The following is a 19,814-nucleotide window of genomic DNA, read 5'->3' as shown; positions in this document are numbered from 1 at the left end:
TAGGTACGAATGATGGGGCTGATTGGTTTCAAATTTCCATATGATTAATTCTCAGATGCCCGCTGTGTAAACAAGCTCGCAAGGACATAAGCACAGAGTGAAATGAGGATAGGCAGAACGACTGTGTGCATGCCGAGCGCATTCGGATACAACCTGTCAAACAGAATGTAGGACCCCATTCCGAAAATCATCGATGCAAGCGCTCCGTATTTGTTTCCAAGGGTCCAGTACAACCCGAAAATCACAGGCCAGATAAAGACAGACTGCAGACCTCCAAAAGAAAACAGGTTCAGCCAGATCAGCAAATCCGGAGGACTCAGGGCAAACAGCACAACAGATACTCCTATAATAGTCGTCACCCAGAAGCTCGCTGTTTTCACTTGTTTTTCACTCGCATCAGGCTTGATGTAATTCAGGTAAATATCTTTCACAACAGCCGAGCTGACAAGAATCAGCAGGGAGTCAACCGTTGACATGATGGCTGCCATCGGCGCTGCCAGTACAAGACCTGCAAGCAGCGGTGGAAGCACTTCGAGCGTCAGCATCGGCATTACCTGATCTCCTACTTCAATTCCGGGAAGAACGGAACGTGCAAAAACGCCAATCAGATGCATGCCGAGCATAATGAAGCCGATGACGCCCGTCCCAATAATGATGGCCTTGTGCATCGACCTTGAATCCCTGTAAGACATAGCACGGACCGTAATTTGCGGGAGGCCCACTACTCCAACCCCGACAAGAATCCAGAAGGAGGACACATAAAGCGGCGTCAAGTCTCTCTCAGCGCCGAACGGAGACACAAAATCCGGATTTTCGGCTGTGAGATCTGCCATTATGGCTGGAATCCCTCCTCCGGCTATGATCACTGCTATCAGAAGGACAAGAGTCCCGATAAACATAATGACACCCTGGACAGCATCTGTGAGTGCGACTGCCCTGAAACCGCCGATGATGACGTAAACAAGCACGGCCACCGCGAAAATAAATAAGGCTGACGTATAAGACAATCCCGTGAGAGATTCGATCAATCGCGCCCCTCCAACCCATTGGGCTGCCATCGCTGAAAATAAAAAGACGATGATGCTTATAGCGGAGAGAATGACAACGGCATGACTCTTATACCGTTCTTTCAGAAAATCTATCAGCGTGATCGCTTTATATTTCCTTGCCATGATGGCGAATTTTTTGCCGAGCACCATCAGGACAAAATAACCTGTCGCAAGCTGGGCCATTGACAAAAGCACCCATCCGAGGCCTTTCGTGTAAGCAACACCCGGACCGCCAATGAAGGAGCTTGCACTTCCGTATGTAGCAATCATGGTCATCGCAAGAACAAATCCCCCGAGCTGTCTCCCTCCAAGAAAATATTCCTGCAGGAACGAATCAGCGGACTTCACATGACGGTTTGCCCAGAATCCAATGAAAAAAATCAGAACCAAAAACAGCAAAAGAGGAAAAATAACAGACCAGTTCAATTCGAATCCCCCTCTTCTGCATCATCAAACGGCACTTCTTTAAAAAAGAAGCGAACAACAAGCACAACAAGGACAAGCATCACAATAAATCCAAGCACACAGCTGTAGAAAAACCACTCCGGCAAACCGAGCACGTATTTGTAGGATTCAGGATCGCCCGAACCGAGGCCGTACGCAAAGCCAAACCACCAGATAAAATTAAAAATAACAAGAACAAGTCCGATTTTCGCTTCCCTGTGGGCAATTTTAAATCGCCAGTCACTGCTTTTTTTCATTCCCGCTCTCCTTTCAAAAGAAATTCTAGTATTTATTATAGCTATCTTCACTGGAAGAATCATCAAGGTTTTTCGGGCAGTCTTTCAAAAGAAACAGGTTTAGAGCCCTCCGGCATAGGGAATTGTACTCAGAGGTCTGCTTCAAAAACACAAAAACATGCAAAAAATCTATCTCGCTTTCTGTCACTTTAAAGTCACAATGAGACAAGTCCGGAAAGATGCGTTATACTGTTGGAGTGCCTTTTTTGCCCCTTCCTGCAGCGGACATCATGTTTACAGGCGCGCACGGCGCAATCATCCATCCAGTATTTTTGCCTGCAAATGCAGGCAGCTTAGTGTTCATGAGCAAATAATAGCTAAGTGAAAATGATTTGGTTAATGCATTTTTTTAACGCAATCTTTAAGGGTTAGTTACTATTGCTTCATAGAAATGAAAAAAGAGAATTGTTGGTTTTGCATGTTTTTGTGTTTTCCAATTGAAGTAAACCCTCTGCGAATCTATCAAAGATGGGAGTTTTTAATTGAATATGAAAAAAGTTTCAGCAGTATTTTACGTATCGGCTGCCATTCTATCTCTTCTTGTGCTTGCGGGTGTCGCTGCACCTAAAACACTTGAGAGCGTGACTGGAAGTCTGCAAGGAATGATTACAGATAAATTTGGATGGTATTATTTGATTGTCGTGACCGCGTTTGTGTTTGTATGTTTATATTTGCTCGTAAGTCCGATTGGCCGGATTAAACTTGGGAAACAGGAGGATAAGCCTGAGTTTTCACGTCCAACCTGGCTTGCCATGCTGTTCAGTGCAGGAATGGGAATAGGCCTTGTTTTCTGGGGAGCAGCTGAACCTATCAGCCATTATGCAATCAGCTCGCCTACAGGAGAGACAGGCACAGATCAGGCAATCCGCAATTCGATGCGGTTTACATTTTTCCATTGGGGCGTTCACGCCTGGGCTATTTACGGAATCGTTGCACTCGTACTTGCTTATTTCACCTTCCGCAAAGGTGAGCGCGGACTCATAAGCGCAACATTGAGGCCTTTAATCGGCCGCCATGCAGATGGTCCTATCGGGAAGGCCGTTGATGTGATTGCCGTTATCGCTACTGTCATCGGAGTAGCAACGACCCTTGGCTTTGGTGCTGTTCAGATTAACGGAGGACTTTCATTCTTATACGGAGTTCCGACTACTATTTGGGTGCAATTCGCTATTGTCGCTGTTTTCACCATCCTTTTCATCCTTTCTGCCTTGAGCGGACTTGGAAAAGGAATCAAGATTCTGAGCAACGCCAATATGGTGCTGGCATTTGCCCTTTTTATTCTAATGTTTGTTTTTGGCCCAACGCTCTTTACACTTAATTTATTTACAGATACAATCGGAACCTATCTTCAGAACCTGCTGAACATGAGCTTCCGCATCTCGCCCCTTGACGAAGAAAACCGCAGCTGGATTAACGGCTGGACTATTTTCTATTGGGCATGGTGGATCGCTTGGTCACCTTTTGTCGGCATCTTTATTGCCCGCGTCTCAAAAGGAAGAACCATCAGGGAATTCGTTGTGTTCGTCTTGCTCATTCCATCACTAATCGGATTCCTCTGGTTTTCAACGTTTGGCGGTTCGGCTATTTTACTTGAGCATGAAGGAATTGCAAAAATTTCTGCACTTGCCACAGAAGAATCTCTTTTCGGTGTCTTTGAAAACTATCCGATGGGAACTGTTCTTTCCATTATCGCCATGCTGCTTGTTGGAACATTCTTTATCACATCTGCTGACTCCGGAACATTCGTGCTCGGCATGATGACAACAAACGGCTCGCAAAACCCGAGCAACAGTGTCAAAGTGGTCTGGGGAATTTTCCTTGCTGCCATTGCCCTTGTCCTTCTTTATTCCGGCGGACTGCAGGCCCTGCAGAACACGATGATTATTGCTGCTCTTCCGTTCTCAGTCATTATGACGCTGATGACCATAAGCTTAATCAAATCGTTATCAAAAGAAGCAAAAGAACTGGGAATGACACAAGTTCCTGTTAAAAAGCAGAAGAAGAAAGTTGAGACTCCTGCATAAAAATAAATAGGCAAAAGGCTCAGGAGCATCCGCTCTGAGCCTTTTGTCTTTATTCATTCTTTTTATTTTTCACTTTCTCTATCTCATTCACTGAAACTGTCCCGCTGACTTCATTCCCAACTAAGACCATCGCTTTGCCTGTCGGGCTGTTCTTTGCCGAAATGAATTCAAGTCCTTCCGGTGAAACATCCCCCGCGATAGCTGCTGAAAAATCCCGTGTGTTAAAGTAATTGGCAAACTCCGGAGAGGCAGGATTCGAGACGTTATAAGCCATAACGCCCCCAATCCGCTCAAGTCCGATAAAAGCATACACGTCTTTCCCGATTTTTCCGATTTTTACATCCTCAGGTTCAGGTCCTTTTTTCGCACTGCGCTTTTCAAAGGCGGTATCTTCATTTGACCAGTTAAAGACATCCGGATAGCGCTCTGAGGTCACGGTCTCAAAGTCACTGCCGCTGTCATAAACGAGCTCCATCGTGTCAGCCTTCCAGACAGAGAAAGATCTTCCTCCAAGAGTATAGACGGCATCCTTCCCGCGGTCTGTCAGTATCTCAAGCTTGTCGAACTTGCCTGATTTCTTCATATAGTGAAATGTTTCTTCTGCTTTTGCTTCTGACATTCCTTTAAAAAGCGATGAGTCGAGGGAAAGGCTGTTTTTTACATCCTTGAAATCAGAGATGTTTTCAAACTCTTCCCACTCTGTAGCATCTCCTTCGTTTGCGGTAACAAGATACTCCTTACCCTTGATCTTCATATAAGCGACGCTGTCAGGCATGTATGCTCCGAGGACCGGGAGCCGTTCAAGCTCAATTTGGTCATTCCGCGCTGCATCAAGCTCGTTTCCAGGCAGGGAATGGTCTTTATAACCGAGTGATTTAACAGATTTGACCTTCCCCTCCTTCAGATCAACGGCTGCAATCGCATTGTTTTCCTGCAGTGTCACATAAGCAGTGCTTCCATTTTCATCAAGGGCTATGTATTCAGGTTCAAAATCCCTTACAGCATCTGCTTTTGTTCCATGATTTCGGATATGAACTTTATCATCAATAACATTCTTGTCATGAAATAGTGTCCGTTTTACACTTCCAGATTTAAGATCTGCAATTGTTACAGAACCCTCAGGATCAATCCCCTTTTCCAGTCCTTCGCGCGGCTCGCCTTCATCAGCCGATACGATGTAGCGGCCGTTTTCCGAGATTTTGACCATATCAGGCTGAACGCCGGCATCAAATGTTTTAAGCAAATTCCCTTCATAGTCCAATACGACAATTTTTCCCCGCTTTGTGTAGTCCGCTTCCTGAATGGCAACAGCAATGATGTTCTTTTTCGTATGGATGTCAATGCTTGTTACATCTCCATACTGAAAGGTGTTTGAGTTTACAGCACCTGCCATATCCAAAGATTTCTCTTTTATAAGCTCCTGCTTTTTCCCTGAAGCAAGTTTTGCAAGGCTTACTATATCGATTGTCTGCTGCTTTCCGTTAATTACATAGAATTTTCTGTTGTCAGAATTGTATTTAACAATCTCAGCGACTCCGCCGTCTTTATCTGTCATTCCGGTACTGAAGTTTCCAATCTTCTCAAGCTGAAGGCTGTCCGTAAAGCGAGTGTCAGCTGAAGAATCTCCTTTCCATTTGGCTTCTGCAGGAACATTGCCCAAAAATCCCGCTGATAGCATCACACCTGCTAATGACAAAGCACCTAATTTACAATACAGACTTGAACGTTTCAATTTCATTCCTCCTGTCCATTTAAAAACCTACCTTAAGAGTAGCGGAAAACAGGTATCGTTTACGGTTAAGATTCTGTAAAGAAATGTTGAGGCTTTGTAAAAAAATAAATAAAAACATACAACACAAAAAAGGCTTATCCAATAGGAAGCCCTTTTGTCATGACGCAAGAGCAGTCTTCAGCTGCTTTCTCGCTCTATGTATTTTCGTTTTAACAGTCGGAAGTTTCAGGGAAAGCTGTTCGGCTATCTCCTGATCCTTCATGCCAAGAAACAGCTTCATCATCATAATTTCGCGTTCTTCTGCTTTCAGCTCATTCAGCGCTTCTTTTGCTTTTTCTTTCAAAAACGCATAATCAGCGGTATCCTCCACGCACTCTCTTCCATCCGCAAGAACAAGGTCTTCGAGGGAAGTCTCATTTCTCTTTTTCCTGATAAACAGATCGATCGCCGTTCTTCTGGCAATCGAGGACAGCCAGTTTTTCAGTTTGTCTTTTTCAAAAATGGTATCAAGCTTCAAGAATGCCTTAATAAAGGTTTCCTGGACAATATCCTCCGCCATGTGCGGGTCTCTTGTCATTCTCAAAGCAATTCTGTAAATCGCGGTATAGTAAGTTTGGTAGATTTCGTTAAATGACGGCTTTTCATACACCAGTGCTGCTGGGGGCATCAGACACTCACCCATCTTTCTCATATTCTGTTTTTCTCTCTTCCTGTTTGATTATAAGCCAGCAGCACGGGGCGTTAAAGGAAACTTTTTCTTAAGATTTTTTAAAGAAGATTTAAGAAATCATAGATTGAACGTGTTTTTAATGCGGAGAGCTGTTTCTTCAGCCGCCAGATTCGTATTATTAATCCTCGTATAATTTGCTCTTTTTATTTCTCCCTCGTCCGAGTTCAGTCTGAAGATCTCCATGCTTGACAGCAAATCATTTTCTGACCAATCAAGATTGCGCTTAGTTGGTTTATGTGCAAGGCGGTGTTCACTTTTGTTGCGGAGGAGTCTTGCATCAGTATCCGCTTCAAGTTCTGCAAAGTATATGTCCGCACCTTTTGACTCAAAAACAGCGCAGACCTCTTCCACATAGTCCCAATCACCCTGTTGATCAAACGCCCATACATATGTAAAAATTAAACCGGGCAAATCACTCCCTGCCACTTCCTCGAAGATTCTCTTCCTGAATTCGCCTACTAATTTTCTCCCCTTCTCTGTCCCGTAATCAAAAAAAGGACTTACAAGGTCAATCGTCATATGATTATGAAAAAGCTTCAAATCCGTTATTTTTTCAAGCTGCTGTCCAACCGTCATTTTTCCGACAGCCTGCGGGCCAAAAAGCAAAACAAATTTCATGTTAATTCTCCTTATTTATCAGGGACTTTTTCATGCACAAACTGGCGGATTTGCCGATATAGGGGCCATAGTTTGGAATGGCGCTGTATCCGGCACTTTTGTATAGACTAATAGCTTCGTGCTGCTTTGTGCCTGTTTCAAGAACAGCATCAACATACCCTTTTTCTGCTCCTGTCTGTTCGAGCTGACGCACAATCTCCTTTGACAGCCCCTGTCCGCGGAACGCTTTTTCAACGAAAATCCGCTTCAGTTCAATGGTGCTGCTGTCGAATTCTTTAAAGGCTCCGCAGGCTGCTGCCACGCCATCTTTATAAATCAAAACCACATCGTGAATATCATCCAGCTGATTATGGGGAGTGTATTCCTTTTGCAGATCCCCGTATCGTTCATGCAGATCCTGATCAAGCAGCTTAACAAGGCTTAGAAAATCATGATTGCGTCCATTTGTTTTAACTAGTTTCATTGTCATATTCCACCCCGGAAATTAGAATACTTTCTATTTTCAGGCAACAGAAAGACAATTACAAGAAGAAAAAACATGTCAGCTTAAAAGCCGACATGTTTTTGATCTACTTCCCCCCAATAATCTCATCAATAATGCCATATTCCTTCGCTTCCGCTGCACTCAAATAGTAATCACGGTCGGAATCGCGGGCTACTTTTTCAATCGGCTGTCCCGTCCGTTCAGCAATGATTTTATTGATATGCTCGCGAAGCTTTAATATGCGGCGAGCTGAAATTTCAATTTCTGCCGCCTGGCCTCTTGCCCCGCCAAGCGGCTGGTGGATCATGATTTCACTGTTTGGAAGAGCAAACCGTTTTCCTTTTGTCCCCGCCAAAAGCAGCAGGGCCCCGAAAGATGCGGCCATACCTGTACAGATTGTTCTGACATCAGGTTTGATATACTGCATTGTATCAAAAATGGAAAAGCCTGCTGTAATCGATCCTCCTGGGCTGTTAATGTAAATGGATATATCCTTCTCAGGATCCTCTGCTGCCAAAAATAACAGCTGAGCCACTGTCACGTTTGCCGTGTGATCATTAATTTCATCGCCAATCATAATAATTCTGTCTTTCAGCAGACGGGAATAAATATCATAGGACCGTTCACCGCGGCCTGAACTTTCAATAACGTAAGGGATCGTACTCATCCTTTTTCCTCCTTCATAAGGCTATGCAGCCATTTTCAGAGAAGCAGACGAAAGCTGTCTGAACGGAATGTACACAAGGGCAGGGCTGTCAGTGCTTTCAAAGGTGAGGATATCAGGCAATGCCTTCAGCAGCGGTGCAGGATCCTGAAACTGCAGTGACGTGTACATCAGGTCAGACAGCCACTCCCTCTCCACCTCATCCCAATACGAATCTGCTTCGCCCTTTTCCTTGGATAAACGCTTTTTCGCTCTGAATACAGCTGATTTGACGGACGTTTCTGTCGTTCCAAGAAGCTCCGCCAGTTCATTCGCCTGATAGTGAAAGGCTTCTTTGAGTAAAAAGAGAACCGCCTGCTTTGGTGTGCACTTTGACAGAAGATGCTCAAGCAAACTCCGCCGTTCAATCATCTGATTCGCATGATCCGCACCTCCCCTTTCAGGAGGTTCGCACGGAGTCTCTCTCTTTCGCTTTCTGACTACATCTATCCAGTGATGATAAGCCATCCTATTTAACAATGCAGAGCTTAAGGCACTCTGATCATAGGTCAAGTACGCCTTCAGCATCACTTCCTGGGCTGCATCCTCCCCGTCGTATTTATCCTGGGTCAAAAACCGGCAGTACTGCTGAAGCTTAAGGTACAGCTCCTTCATATCGGGATTCTTCTGCTTCTTTTCCAGATTAGTTGACAGCCTGTTGCCTTGCATGCTCTCACTCCTTTTTGCCTCTCTGCTTTATAAACGGATGAAGACGGGTAAAAAGATACGGGTATGATCCTTTTTATTTTATACAATTGCCAACTGATATGACCAGAGACAGTAAAATTGGTAATTTCAAGAATATCTGATATGACATGAAATGGGCAGAGAATTATGGTAAGCTTGCCGTATCTTCAGGAGAGGGAGTTTTTGTATGCTGCTGCAGGCGCTGTTAATCTTTATTCTGCAGCTGATTTTCGTACCGGTTTTGACGATGAGGACCATCCTTTTGGTGAAAAATCAAACGAAATCAGCCGCCGGCGTAGGATTGCTTGAAGCAATCATCTACATCATCAGTCTGGGAATTGTTTTTCAGGATCTATCAAACTTCTATAACATCAGTGCCTATGTACTCGGGTTCAGCATTGGGCTCTTGCTCGGCGGCATGCTTGAAAAGAAGCTTGCAATTGGCTATATAACGTATCAGGTAAACATACCCGAAAAAAACACGGAGCTGGTCAGTGACTTAAGAAATGCTGGTTTTGGCGTGACGGTTTTTGAAGGACAGGGAATGAATTCTGTCCGCTATCGTCTTGACATTGTATCCAAGAGATCACGTGAAGAAGAGCTTCAGGAAATCATCCACTTGAGGGAGCCTTCAGCCTTTATGATGTCTTATGAAATCCGTTCTTTTAAAGGCGGTTACTTAACAAAGTCGATGAAAAAAAGGCAGAGTATGAAAAAAAATAAATCGGTAAAACAGGAAGGCCACTCAATATAAGCAGCGGCCTTTTTTTTTGCATGCATATTTGGCGGAACATGCAATAGCTTGTAATAAGGACATCAAACAGGAGGGATCTTTCATGTGGGTGATCACCCTTTTTTTGAAAGAATCGGTCAAAATGTATGAATTCAGTACAGAAGAAGAAGCCAGGGATGCGTATAAACAGTTAAAAGGGTGCAAATTTTTATCTGAGATTGTTTATTTTAATGATCCTTGCTTCCTATAGAAAAATCTCAGGGGGGCCGCTCACGGCCTTTTTGTGTTTTCCAAAAAAATGTCGTACAGGCACTTTTTCAAGAATAGGATGACATATAGAGAGTGTTTAGGAGGCTGTTAAATGACCGTTTTTCTGACGTACATCCTTCTTGGAGTTTCGCTTGCGGCACCTGTTGGCCCCGTGAATGCTGCCCAGCTGAACCGCGGAATTAAAAAAGGATTTTTTCATGCGTGGGTGTTTGGAATAGGAGCTTTATCAGCTGATATTTTGTACATGCTCCTTGTTTTTTTAGGTGTGTCTCAGCTGATTGAAAATTCTTTCATGCAGGTGTTTCTTTGGTTATTTGGTTTTTTTGTCCTTATGTATTCAGGATGTGAAGGTCTAAAAGGCGCCGGAGAAATACATATTGATAACCGGAAAGATGCAGGAGACTCCCTTTTTGGCTCTTTTTCTTCCGGTTTTATTATGTCCATTTCAAATCCGCTTACGGTGATGTTCTGGCTCGGAATTTTCGGGTCTGTTCTTGCAAAAACGGCTTCGGAATCAAGCGTGCAGGATTTAATCGGCTATAGTGCAGCGATTATCCTCGGCATTTTGCTCTGGGATTTCGCCATGGCCCTCGCTTCAAGCTTTGCGAGGCGTTTTCTCCATTCTAAGCTGCTCATTCTCATTTCCATCCTGTCTTCTGTATCGATGATCGGCTTTGGCCTCTATTTTGGATGGCATGCTCTGATTGTGCTGTTTTTCTGAGTTTTTGTATGAGGCTTCTTTTGCCTGTACAGACTAGAAAGAGCAAATCAGCAGGAGGAATGGTCATGGAACAATCTGAAATGAATCAGATGCAGGAATTGGTCAAGCAGGCACGTGAAGCTGTCATTCACGCTCAGATGAATTTTAATCCGGAAGAATATCAAAAAGCGTTTAAAGCACTGACTCTGGCAAAAGAGCATGTGAACGCTGCCAGGGCACATGAGGAAGAGACGCCTGCTCTGCTTCATGCGAGCGAGCATTTGATGCATTTAAACGAAACGCTGACTGCCCTACAAAGCACGAATTCTTTCTAAGGAGCCCTGAATCTATGAATCCGTCTAAAATAAGCTGTCATACTGAATACGATGTGATGGAAAGCGTCGTGCTGTGCAAACCCCAATTTATGAGAATCCATCATGTGATCAATGAAACACAGCGTCGCTACCATAAGGAAAATATTAATGTAGAAACGGCGATTGCCCAGCATACCGCGTTTATGAATGTCCTGAAGGAAAATGGCATTGAAGTGCACCATTTGCCTCCTAAAAAAGAATTCCCGGAACAGGTTTTCACCAGAGACATTGGTTTTACAATCGGGGATACCATTTTCATCTCAGCCATGAGCATGCCGGTCAGGCAGGGAGAAGAGCAGATTCTGAAGGACTGGCTGAAAAACCATGATATTTCTTATATTGATCTGACAGAAGACCAGACCGAGGGCGGAGATGTCATTATTCATCAAAAGACCGTTTACATAGGCATCAGCGAACGGACAACCGAGCATGCCATCGAACATATTCAGGCAGGCATTCCTGATTATACAATCATCCCAATCCCAATAAAGCAGGAAATCCTGCATTTGGACTGCATTTTCAACATCCTGTCCCCTACCGAAGCCCTTATCCATAAAGCAGGGATGGAAGAAGCAGAATACGAGCTGCTCAAATCACATTTTGACCTGATTGAAGTATCAGAGGAAGAGCAGTTTGCTATGGGGGCAAACGTCCTTTCCATCGGCCATAAAAAAGTCATCAGTCTTCCTCAGAATAAAGGGGTCAATGGCGAACTGCAAAAACGGGGATATGACGTGATTGAAGTTGATTTCAGTGAAATTATAAAATCGGGCGGGTCATTCAGGTGCTGTACAATGCCTTTAAGCAGGAAATCTGAAGCATGAGGAAAAGCCAGGGGAAATCCCTGGCTTTTTCATGTGAAAATGCTGATGATCGCAAGCATCATCCCAAGTCCGCCTATAAACGCATAGGTCGAATACCGTTCGTTTCCATCCCCGTGGCTTTCAGGAATCAGTTCCTTATAGACAATAAAGAGCATGGCACCTGCTGCAAACGATAAACCGTAGGGAATTAAATCATCAATATAGTTTGTCAGCGAGTAGCCGAGAAGCGCTGCTGCAATTTCGATGCTTCCTGTTAAAGCAGCAAATAAAAAGGCTTTTACTTTAGACATGTTCTGATTTACAAGATACAGGGCAACAAGCAGACCTTCCGGGGCATTCTGCAGGCCGATTGCAAGCGCAATGATTCCTCCAAGCTCTCCGGAATCACCGGCATAGCTCACTCCAACAGAAAGTCCCTCCGGAATATTGTGAAGCGTAAGGGCGGAAACAATTAAAAACGTCTTTTTATCAAGGTTAGGCATATAACTGAGATTTTCACGTTCGGGATGGCTGTGCGGGATGTATTTTTCCATGCGGTCAAGCACAAATGTCCCAATCAAAAGGCCTGTTAAAACAACCCATACATTTGACTTGGCAAGCGCTTCCGGTATCAGACTGAAGCTGCACGCGGTCACCATGATGCCTGCTGTGAAGGCAAGCAGCATATCCCTGAACTTATGCGACAGACGGTTAAAAAGCAATATGGGCAGAGCACCGAGAGCAGTGGCAAACGCAGAGATGGAACTGCCGATTATCATATCCAGCAAGAGATCACCTTCCTGCTTAAATGTATTCACGACTCCATGGTATGTATGATTGTTTAAAATTGCCCCCCTCCTGTTTTTTCGCCTCATACATAATTGCCCCCCCATATTCGAACAATACCACTGTATAGGAGGGATTGTATGAGCAGCTGTACACCAGCAGGCAAAAACAAAAGCCCGGCTAAAGGTGATCTTGCATGGTGGCAATTATCCCTGATCGGCATCGGATGCACGATCGGCACAGGGTATTTCCTCGGGTCCGGCATCGGAGTTAAAATCACCGGGCCGTCAATTGTTCTTTCTTTTCTTTTGGCAGCACTCGGTACATACATCGTTTTTAACGTACTGGCAAAAATGACAGCAGCCGACCCCCAGACAGGCAGTTTCTGCTACTATGCAGGAAAAGCGTTCGGCAAGTGGGCTGCCTTCAGCTGCGGCTGGAATTACTGGGCTTCAAACATCCTGATTATGGGCAGTCAGCTCACCGCCCTTTCGATTCTTTCGCAGTTCTGGTTTCCGCATGTCCCGCTGTGGATCTTTGCCTCCGGCTACGCCATATTGTCCATCCTTGTCGTGCTGACCGGAACAAAGGGGTTTGATAAGACAGAAAACTTGTTTGCCGTGATTAAGTTTGCGGCCATCCTCATGTTCATCGTGCTCGCTGTGGCGGCTCTTGCAGGAATACTGTCAAGTTCAAAGGAACCTGTTGTCCGGAGCGGACTTCCACCGCTTTTTACTGGAGGAATTTCAGGTTTTTGGGCCTCCCTCACCTACGCATTTTATGCATATGGAGGAATTGAAGTTATTGGACTAATGGCCATGCAGCTGAAAAAGAAAGAAGATGCACCCAAATCAGGAACAGTGATGCTGATCTGTCTTGCGGCCGTTTATGTTGCATCCCTGGCACTTGCCGTTCTCATCGTTTCTGCAGATGTGTTTCACGAAAATGAAAGTCCTTTTGTCACTGCCCTTTCAGCATACAATCTGCCCTTTTTCCCTCATGTTTTTAACGGGGCCATTATTATTGCAGGCTTTTCTGCCATGACGGCATCTTTGTTCGGCGTAACAAATCTTCTTGTCATACTGGCTGACGATGGCGACGCACCGGCCTTTTTTTCCAAAAAGAGCAGGAAACTAAAAGATCTGCCCCTGCCTTCGCTTGGACTCGCCGTCATCGGTCTGATTGCTTCTATTATTACGGCGCTGCTATTGCCCGGGAAAATTTATGAGTATATCACAACGGCAGCAGGCATTCTGCTTTTATACAACTGGTTCTTCATTGTGATCTCGTCGCTTAAGCTGCTGAAGCAATCTGTCCTCATGAAGATTGCTTCCTGGATTGGACTTGGGCTGATTGTGTTTGCTGTCAGCGGCACCCTGCTTGATCATGAAGTAAGACCGGGATTTTATGTAAGCCTGCTTTTTGTGATGATCATAGCCGTTGTCTGTCTGTTTATGAAGAAAAAATGGAAAGTGAAAAAGACTGCCCCTAAATATTTTTAAGGAAGGTGCGAACCATGGCAAATGCCAAAAAAGAGCAGGCAACAACAGAGGATGCAGTCCTGCTGATGTTCCTCTCGCTTGCAGAGAATGACGGGATTGAAATGAACGTCACCCTGAATGTCCAGGGAACATTGGTTTCCGGAGTATTAATCGGTTCCAGGGCTTATTACGACGGAATTACAGAGTCCGCTCACGATCTCCGGGATGATACGATGTCACGCATTATCGGAAAGCGGTTTGAAGATTTAAAAGATGAATATGTGAAACAAAAACAAGAGCAGGGTGATAAAAAAGAAGACGAACAAGAACCACCTGCTTATATTCACTTGAGAAATGCAAAATATCAGCATACACAGCCGGCCCATCCTGCATGGTGGCGGGGGAAAGTTTCATCCGTTGATGCTTTTTCTTTTGATTCGTTAATATGAGGCTGGAACGTAACTGTTTGAGCCAACAAAACCGGACTAGGGTATAACAGCTAGTTCGGTTTTTCTGATTGGATTTGTAGGAGTCATTCGCGTTAATGACGCCATTTTCAACAGAGATGGAGGCTTATTTGTGGCGTTATTCGCCATAGTGACGCCACTTTTACCAATGATGGAGGATCATTTCTGGCGTTATTCACCGGAGTGACGCCACTTTTACCTAAGTTGGAGGCTCATTTCTGGCGTCATTCGCCTTAGTGACACCACTTTTACCAATGATGGAAGCTTATTTGTGGCGTTATTCGCCGGAGTGACGCCACTTTTACCAATGATGGAGGCTTATTTGTGGCGTTATTCCCCTTAGTGACGCCACTTTAACAGGAATGGATGCCCGTTTATGTCGTCATTCATAGGTGTGACAGCATTCATCCGGATTTTCAATTGAACCCCGATATAATATGATTCATCCCAGCCTCTTTTTCATGAGAAAAAGCACCCTGATAAAGGATGCTTTTTAGAAAAACTTAGGTTTCAGCGGTTTAGGCTTGGCTTTAAAATTTTTAAAAACAAAGATCAAAAGCAGAATACCTGCACAGCCTGCTGCGATAAAGGAAATCGTTAAGTAATTTTTCATAACAGCCGTCATGATCGGCGGGCCGGCTGCTACTCCTATAAACCTTGCTGAGCTGTAAAAAGAAGAAATTGTTCCCCTCTCTTCTTTTTCAATGTTTTCTGTCACCATCGCATCCAGGGTTGGCAGCATGGCGCCAATCGCGAGGCCAGCGATGCTTGTCACGAGAAACAGCAAAAACCATTCATCCTTCACAAAGCCTACAAATGCGGTACTGACCGATAAAATGACCAGGCAGAGTATCGTGATTGTCCTCATCACTTTTACATTTCCTTTAATGGTTTTCCCTGTAACATACGCTGAGATGCAAAGGACAAGCAGCGGAATAGCCAGCATGAAACCTTTTTTGATGCCCGTCACACCGTACTCCTTTTCCAGATAATCGGACAAAAAGTACAAGATGGAAAACAGAATAAGCATAATGAAAGCACCGAGCAGAAAAACCAGATAAAGCCATTTCCCTTCTTTTTTAAACGTCTTTCTCGTTTTTGACAGGAACTCGCTGAAAGCAGGCGGTGTTTCTGTCTTTTTTGGCACCTTTACGAAAAAAAAGACCAAAACGATGGAAATCAGGCTGAAAAAAGAGATTGAAAAGAATGGGACAAACCAGAGAATGGATGCAAAAAATGAACCGATGATCGGACTCAGCACTTTGCCGAATGTATTTGATGTTTCAATAATTCCAAGACATGAGCTTGTCTTTTCGTCATCATTTTTATACAAGTCACCGACAAGCGGCAAGATGATCGGCGACGCACCCGCTGCCCCAATGCCCTGCAGTACCCTGCCGACAATGATTAGCAAATAGGGATCCGGCAGTTTCCAGGAGGCAAATCCTGCAATCAGTCCTCCAATCATGGCAATGATCAAACTTGGTATGATCACTGCTTTTCTTCCAGCCCGGTCTGAAAGATACCCTGCAATCGGAATGAGGATTATGGAAGCGATGGAATAGCTTGTGATGACCATACTGGACTGAAAAGAGGTAATGCCCACCTCTTTTTCAAAAACCGGAAGAACGGGGATCAGCATGGAATTTCCAAGGGTCATGACCAAAGGGATGGAAGCCATGCTGATTAAGCACCAAATACTTACCTTCTTACATTGTTCAGCCATAGCCGCACCTCATATCAGAATATACGCTGCAAAATGCTTTTTAAAATGACTGTATTAGTGTTTCCTTTTGATGATGAATTATGTGCTGTGAATGGTTTGTTCCATCCTGGAGCAATCTAATATCGAACGAACGATGCGGAGGTGTAGAACTTGAAAAAACAGCCATCAGAAGAGCTTGCAGGAAGGCAGTTCGAGGTTTCTGACTACGAAGGAAAATCACAGCTTGAAAAAGGCCTTGCAGAGACGCACGAACAGGTCAGCGATGATTATTACGAAGGTACAATTGATCAGGAAGAGAGTAAAAAATAAACCAGACGGAAATTCCGTCTGGTCTTTTATCATGCCAAAGCTGCTCTTCTGCGAATAAGGAAATACGACCCTGCTCCCGCAGCCATCGCTGCAGCTCCAATCAGAATCAGCATATAGTGATTGGTCGCAGTCGCCGGCAGTGAGCTCCCGCCTGAATGGTTATCAGACTTGGCTGGAACTGCTGCTTCCTGCTCATCTTCCGTTTTCTCTGAAGTAGAAGGTTTTTTTGGTTCGTTCTTTTTCGGTTCAGCCGGTTTCACTTCAGGCTTTTCCGGTTTGTTTGGCTTTGGAGCCGGCGGTGCCGGGTCTTTCGGTCCATTTGTCTTTTCATCGGTTACTTTAATAACAACTGCAGTCAGAGGCTCGATTGTGATTGAATCTTTTTTCAGCTTAAAGCCTGATTCTTTCTTAACCTTTTCTGCTCCTGCCTCGTCGTTATCCGCGACAACTGTTCCTTTCCGAAGATCTTCAGAAAGCGTCAGGGTTCTTTCTTTTGAGTCTGCATTGACAAACACAGAGTACTCTTCTTTTTTGTCCGAGGAGACAGCTTTGTACCCGATCATCAAATCAGATGCCTGAATCTCAGGAGCTTCAATCATCGTAACGTTGGAATCTACAAGCTCTTTGCTGCCGAGCCTGAAGGCGTCAGTTGATTTTCTCAGTTCAATGAGACCTGCTGTGTATTTGCGTGTTGTATTGTTAATCGGATACGCACCTGCATCTGTTGCTTTTGTCCAGTCAAATTTGTTAATGGCATCAGACGAGTCGTAGGAATCGTGAATGAAGTAGCCGAACGATTTTCCGTTCTCGTCTTTGAGTTCATGGAATTTCTGCTCTGGCATTCCTTCGCCAAACCACTGTTTTGTCCGTCCATACTCCTGTCCCGCATGCAGGAAGGCTGTTCCCTGCGAAGTCAGGATCATCGCGTTTCCAAGGCGGATACGGTCATGAATTTCCTGGTTGTTCTCAGGAACCGCAGGGTCTTTTTTGATGGATTGCGCGATAACGTCATACAATGGAAGATTGTCATGCGCTTCAATATACTGAACCATGTCGCCAGGATCGTCAGCCGGTGTATTCGTTGGCTGGCCTTTGATGTTTTTCAAAATGAGGTCAATGCTTCTCGCACCGCCTGTAAGGAATCGCGGTTCACCTTCAGAACCGAATCCCGATTTCAGCTCATTTCGGATCTCATCAGAGAAAACGCCAACATCATTCGTTTTGTTCATCCAGTCCTGATCAGCACCTTTACCGGCAAGCGCAGGATCTGAAAGCTGTCCTCCGAATGTTCTCCAGCCTTCCCCGATGAAAAGGGCATCCTTATTGATACCGGCAGCTGCATTGTACGCATTTTGGATGGAATCATAAGTGGCATCCCCCATCATGTCAAAACGCATGCCGTCAATCTTATACTCTTCAAACCAGTACTTCACAGAATCAATCATCAATTTTTCAGCCATGTAATGATTTGTCGCAAGGTTGTTGCCAAATCCGCCGATGAAATTGCCGTTTGCATCCTGGAACGCGTAGTAATTCGGAACAATATCATTCAGCATGCTTGCTTTGGCCATGTGCGTGTAAACAACATCGAGCACAACACCCATGCCCGCATCATGAACAGCATCAATCAAGCCTTTCAGCTCTTTAATTCTAAGCTCCGGATCTGCCGCATTTTTTGAATAAGCTCCGTCCGGTGAGAAATAGCTGTGAGGGTCATATCCCCAGTTGTACTCATTATTTGCAGCAGAATATTCCATTTCCCGCTGTCTCATGTTCGTTTCATCACCGTAATACCATGCCATGACAGGGAGAAGCTGAACGTGCGTTACACCAAGTGATTTAATGTAATCCAGCTTGTCTTTAAACGCGTCATACGTACCCCACTCAGAAGATAAATCGCCTTCGATTGAAGGATCAGATGTGAAATCCCTGACGTGAATCTCCCAGATGACGGCATCTTCTTTCTTTTCGTAACCGTCAATCTTTGCAAAATCAAGTCCCGCAGGATCTGTGCCTGCAAGGTCAACGATGGCTGCTTTACCAATAAGATCCCCGTCCGGTCCTGCTTCACCTTTCGTGTTAACCGTAAAAGGCGCCATTGATTTGGCATAAGGATCAAGAACCTTCTTCGTTTCGCCTCCATTTGTTACCTCATACTGATAGTAGTATCCTTTTAAATCGCTGACTCCAAGATCGCCCGGTTTGGCTTCAACAGACCAGACTCCTTTATCGCCCATCGTTAAATCGAGTTTGCCGATCTCTTTAGATGCATCGTTTTTGTCGTAAAAAACAGCTGTCACTTTGCTTGCTCTTGGAGCCCAAAGCTTCAAAACAGCTTGTCCGCCGCTGTATGATGCACCAAGATCATCGCCCTCATAGGAATAAAGCTCATCAATCATTCTCCAGCCTCTTGTGGCCGTTACGGACTTTGTTCCATATGTGACCGTGTAGGCATCCCCATTCAGCTCGCTGCCAACGGTTACTTCAACTGTTGAAGCAGACGTGATTTTCGCACTTTGAACAGGTACTTCTGCCCCTGCTTCATCTTGTACTTTTATAGAAGATACGAGCTCTTCCTCCGTCAGTCCTTCCGTTCTTGTTAAACCTACAAGCAGTTTTTGGCTTGATGTGATTTCAGCGCTTATAATCGCCACTGGATTTTCCCACTGGGATGATGTGTAAATCGTATCATCTGCGTTTTTAATCCAAAGGTGATTATAGTCTTCAAGCATCGTAAACACTTTGTCGCCGCCGGTTTTCTCCCCCGTCACGCGGTTTACAACAAGAAAACCGAGCTTCTTTGCGCCTTCCTTCACTTTCACATCTATATAGCGGCCGTGTTCATCAGACTGCTCATCTGTGAATGGTACAGCATCTTTCGGCCATTCCTTCGGTGCTTCGGCTACGTCTTCCCAAAGCCACAGTCCAAGATCTTTATAATTTTTGTCATCCTTTACATAATGAATCCGTACTGTGTTTTCCGGAAGCTCCGGATCCTTTTCAGCAGCTTTTGCTGCCGGCAAATGCAGCGCAGGAAACACTGCTCCCAGCAACAAAACTAAAATCAATGCGCTTTTTACCCATTTTGTCATGTCTCAACCCCCGTTTTTAATCGTTATCCCCTGGCTGACTATGTAACTTCAAAATTAATGCGCAAACGTTTTCATAAAGCGTTTACATCTTTAATTAAAAGGAATATGTCATCATGTGTCAACGTTTTTTTGAATTTTCTTGCTATTTTTCGGCATTTCGTGAATGTTTTTTTAGCACGGATTGTTTTTTAAATAACGGTATCTGTCATTTCCGCTCTGACCCATTCTCTCTATTTTAAGCAATGAGCCTGTCACTCTTGTTCTATTAAAACAATAAAATAAAAACGGAATTATTTTTTAGTAGAA

19 protein-coding genes are annotated in these 19,814 nt (G+C 44.5%); 8 read left to right on the top strand and 11 right to left on the bottom strand.

Annotation, left to right across the window (positions count from 1 at the left end; all coding sequences use genetic code 11):
- Positions 1 to 44 precede the first annotated feature (44 nt).
- Together panF and AZ46_RS01620 are read right to left on the bottom strand one after the other, a co-directional pair.
- The gene (panF, locus tag AZ46_RS01625) at positions 45 to 1,475 is read right to left on the bottom strand and encodes a sodium/pantothenate symporter (RefSeq protein ID WP_029282105.1); all 1,431 of its coding nucleotides are present in this window, start codon (positions 1,473 to 1,475) and stop codon (positions 45 to 47) included.
- The gene (locus tag AZ46_RS01620) at positions 1,472 to 1,750 is read right to left on the bottom strand and encodes a YhdT family protein (RefSeq protein ID WP_029282107.1); all 279 of its coding nucleotides are present in this window, start codon (positions 1,748 to 1,750) and stop codon (positions 1,472 to 1,474) included. The genes panF and AZ46_RS01620 overlap by 4 nt, the downstream gene beginning before the upstream one ends.
- Before the next feature lie 527 nt (positions 1,751 to 2,277).
- On the opposite strand from AZ46_RS01620, the gene AZ46_RS01615 reads away from it, so the two are divergent.
- Positions 2,278 to 3,813, top strand: coding sequence for a glycine betaine uptake BCCT transporter (locus AZ46_RS01615; RefSeq protein WP_029282109.1), 1,536 nt, complete (start codon positions 2,278 to 2,280; stop codon positions 3,811 to 3,813).
- A 49-nt stretch (positions 3,814 to 3,862) separates the two neighbouring features.
- Here AZ46_RS01615 and AZ46_RS01610 read toward each other — a convergent pair whose 3' ends face one another.
- The 6 genes from AZ46_RS01610 to AZ46_RS01585 form a co-directional block, all read right to left on the bottom strand.
- Positions 3,863 to 5,545: a choice-of-anchor I family protein gene (locus tag AZ46_RS01610; protein WP_152554698.1), complete on the bottom strand. Its 1,683-nt coding sequence runs from the start codon at positions 5,543 to 5,545 to the stop codon at positions 3,863 to 3,865.
- 157 nt (positions 5,546 to 5,702) lie between these two features.
- Positions 5,703 to 6,212, bottom strand: coding sequence for an RNA polymerase sigma factor (locus AZ46_RS01605; RefSeq protein ID WP_051865090.1), 510 nt, complete (start codon positions 6,210 to 6,212; stop codon positions 5,703 to 5,705).
- A 120-nt stretch (positions 6,213 to 6,332) separates the two neighbouring features.
- Positions 6,333 to 6,893: a DEAD/DEAH box helicase family protein gene (locus tag AZ46_RS01600; RefSeq protein WP_029282115.1), complete on the bottom strand. Its 561-nt coding sequence runs from the start codon at positions 6,891 to 6,893 to the stop codon at positions 6,333 to 6,335.
- 1 nt (position 6,894) lies between these two features.
- Positions 6,895 to 7,356 carry a GNAT family N-acetyltransferase gene (locus tag AZ46_RS01595; protein WP_206539100.1) on the bottom strand — a complete coding sequence of 154 codons (462 nt, stop codon included), beginning with the start codon at positions 7,354 to 7,356 and terminating at the stop codon, positions 6,895 to 6,897.
- Between the two features lie 106 nt (positions 7,357 to 7,462).
- Positions 7,463 to 8,044, bottom strand: coding sequence for an ATP-dependent Clp endopeptidase proteolytic subunit ClpP (clpP, locus tag AZ46_RS01590; RefSeq protein ID WP_029282119.1), 582 nt, complete (start codon positions 8,042 to 8,044; stop codon positions 7,463 to 7,465).
- A 21-nt stretch (positions 8,045 to 8,065) separates the two neighbouring features.
- Complete coding sequence (locus AZ46_RS01585; protein WP_081870110.1) at positions 8,066 to 8,749, bottom strand: sigma factor-like helix-turn-helix DNA-binding protein; 684 nt, start codon at positions 8,747 to 8,749, stop codon at positions 8,066 to 8,068.
- Positions 8,750 to 8,957: 208 nt separating this feature from the next.
- Here AZ46_RS01585 and AZ46_RS01580 point away from each other — a divergent pair, with 208 nt between their 5' ends.
- From AZ46_RS01580 to AZ46_RS01565, 4 genes are all read left to right on the top strand, one after another.
- Positions 8,958 to 9,521 carry a DUF2179 domain-containing protein gene (locus AZ46_RS01580; RefSeq protein ID WP_029282123.1) on the top strand — a complete coding sequence of 188 codons (564 nt, stop codon included), beginning with the start codon at positions 8,958 to 8,960 and terminating at the stop codon, positions 9,519 to 9,521.
- A gap of 340 nt (positions 9,522 to 9,861) precedes the next feature.
- The gene (locus tag AZ46_RS01575; protein ID WP_029282124.1) at positions 9,862 to 10,491 is read left to right on the top strand and encodes a LysE family transporter; all 630 of its coding nucleotides are present in this window, start codon (positions 9,862 to 9,864) and stop codon (positions 10,489 to 10,491) included.
- Between the two features lie 65 nt (positions 10,492 to 10,556).
- Entirely contained in the window at positions 10,557 to 10,805 is a 249-nt protein-coding gene (locus tag AZ46_RS01570) for a hypothetical protein (protein ID WP_029282126.1), read from the top strand.
- Between the two features lie 14 nt (positions 10,806 to 10,819).
- Positions 10,820 to 11,668, top strand: a complete 849-nt coding sequence (locus AZ46_RS01565; RefSeq protein ID WP_029282128.1) for a dimethylarginine dimethylaminohydrolase family protein — start codon at positions 10,820 to 10,822, stop codon at positions 11,666 to 11,668.
- Positions 11,669 to 11,697: 29 nt separating this feature from the next.
- On the opposite strand, the gene AZ46_RS01560 is transcribed toward AZ46_RS01565, so the two are convergent.
- Positions 11,698 to 12,435: a ZIP family metal transporter gene (locus AZ46_RS01560; RefSeq protein WP_152554707.1), complete on the bottom strand. Its 738-nt coding sequence runs from the start codon at positions 12,433 to 12,435 to the stop codon at positions 11,698 to 11,700.
- Between the two features lie 138 nt (positions 12,436 to 12,573).
- Here AZ46_RS01560 and AZ46_RS01555 point away from each other — a divergent pair, with 138 nt between their 5' ends.
- Both AZ46_RS01555 and AZ46_RS01550 read left to right on the top strand, forming a co-directional pair.
- The gene (locus tag AZ46_RS01555; RefSeq protein WP_029282132.1) at positions 12,574 to 13,935 is read left to right on the top strand and encodes an amino acid permease; all 1,362 of its coding nucleotides are present in this window, start codon (positions 12,574 to 12,576) and stop codon (positions 13,933 to 13,935) included.
- Positions 13,936 to 13,949: 14 nt separating this feature from the next.
- The gene (locus tag AZ46_RS01550; RefSeq protein WP_029282134.1) at positions 13,950 to 14,363 is read left to right on the top strand and encodes a hypothetical protein; all 414 of its coding nucleotides are present in this window, start codon (positions 13,950 to 13,952) and stop codon (positions 14,361 to 14,363) included.
- 511 nt (positions 14,364 to 14,874) lie between these two features.
- Here the strand turns inward: AZ46_RS01550 and AZ46_RS01545 are convergent.
- Entirely contained in the window at positions 14,875 to 16,107 is a 1,233-nt protein-coding gene (locus AZ46_RS01545) for an MFS transporter (protein ID WP_029282136.1), read from the bottom strand.
- Between the two features lie 150 nt (positions 16,108 to 16,257).
- Here AZ46_RS01545 and AZ46_RS21345 point away from each other — a divergent pair, with 150 nt between their 5' ends.
- Positions 16,258 to 16,416 carry a YozQ family protein gene (locus AZ46_RS21345; RefSeq protein ID WP_081414040.1) on the top strand — a complete coding sequence of 53 codons (159 nt, stop codon included), beginning with the start codon at positions 16,258 to 16,260 and terminating at the stop codon, positions 16,414 to 16,416.
- A gap of 29 nt (positions 16,417 to 16,445) precedes the next feature.
- On the opposite strand, the gene AZ46_RS01540 is transcribed toward AZ46_RS21345, so the two are convergent.
- On the bottom strand, positions 16,446 to 19,508 hold the full coding sequence (locus AZ46_RS01540; RefSeq protein WP_051865088.1) for a pullulanase: 3,063 nt from the start codon (positions 19,506 to 19,508) through the stop codon (positions 16,446 to 16,448).
- Positions 19,509 to 19,814: the final 306 nt, after the last annotated feature.

The organism is Metabacillus indicus LMG 22858 (assembly GCF_000708755.2).
GTDB classification, from domain to species: Bacteria; Bacillota; Bacilli; order Bacillales; family Bacillaceae; genus Bacillus_P; species Bacillus_P indicus.
This window is presented reverse-complemented; position numbering and strand designations above follow the sequence as displayed.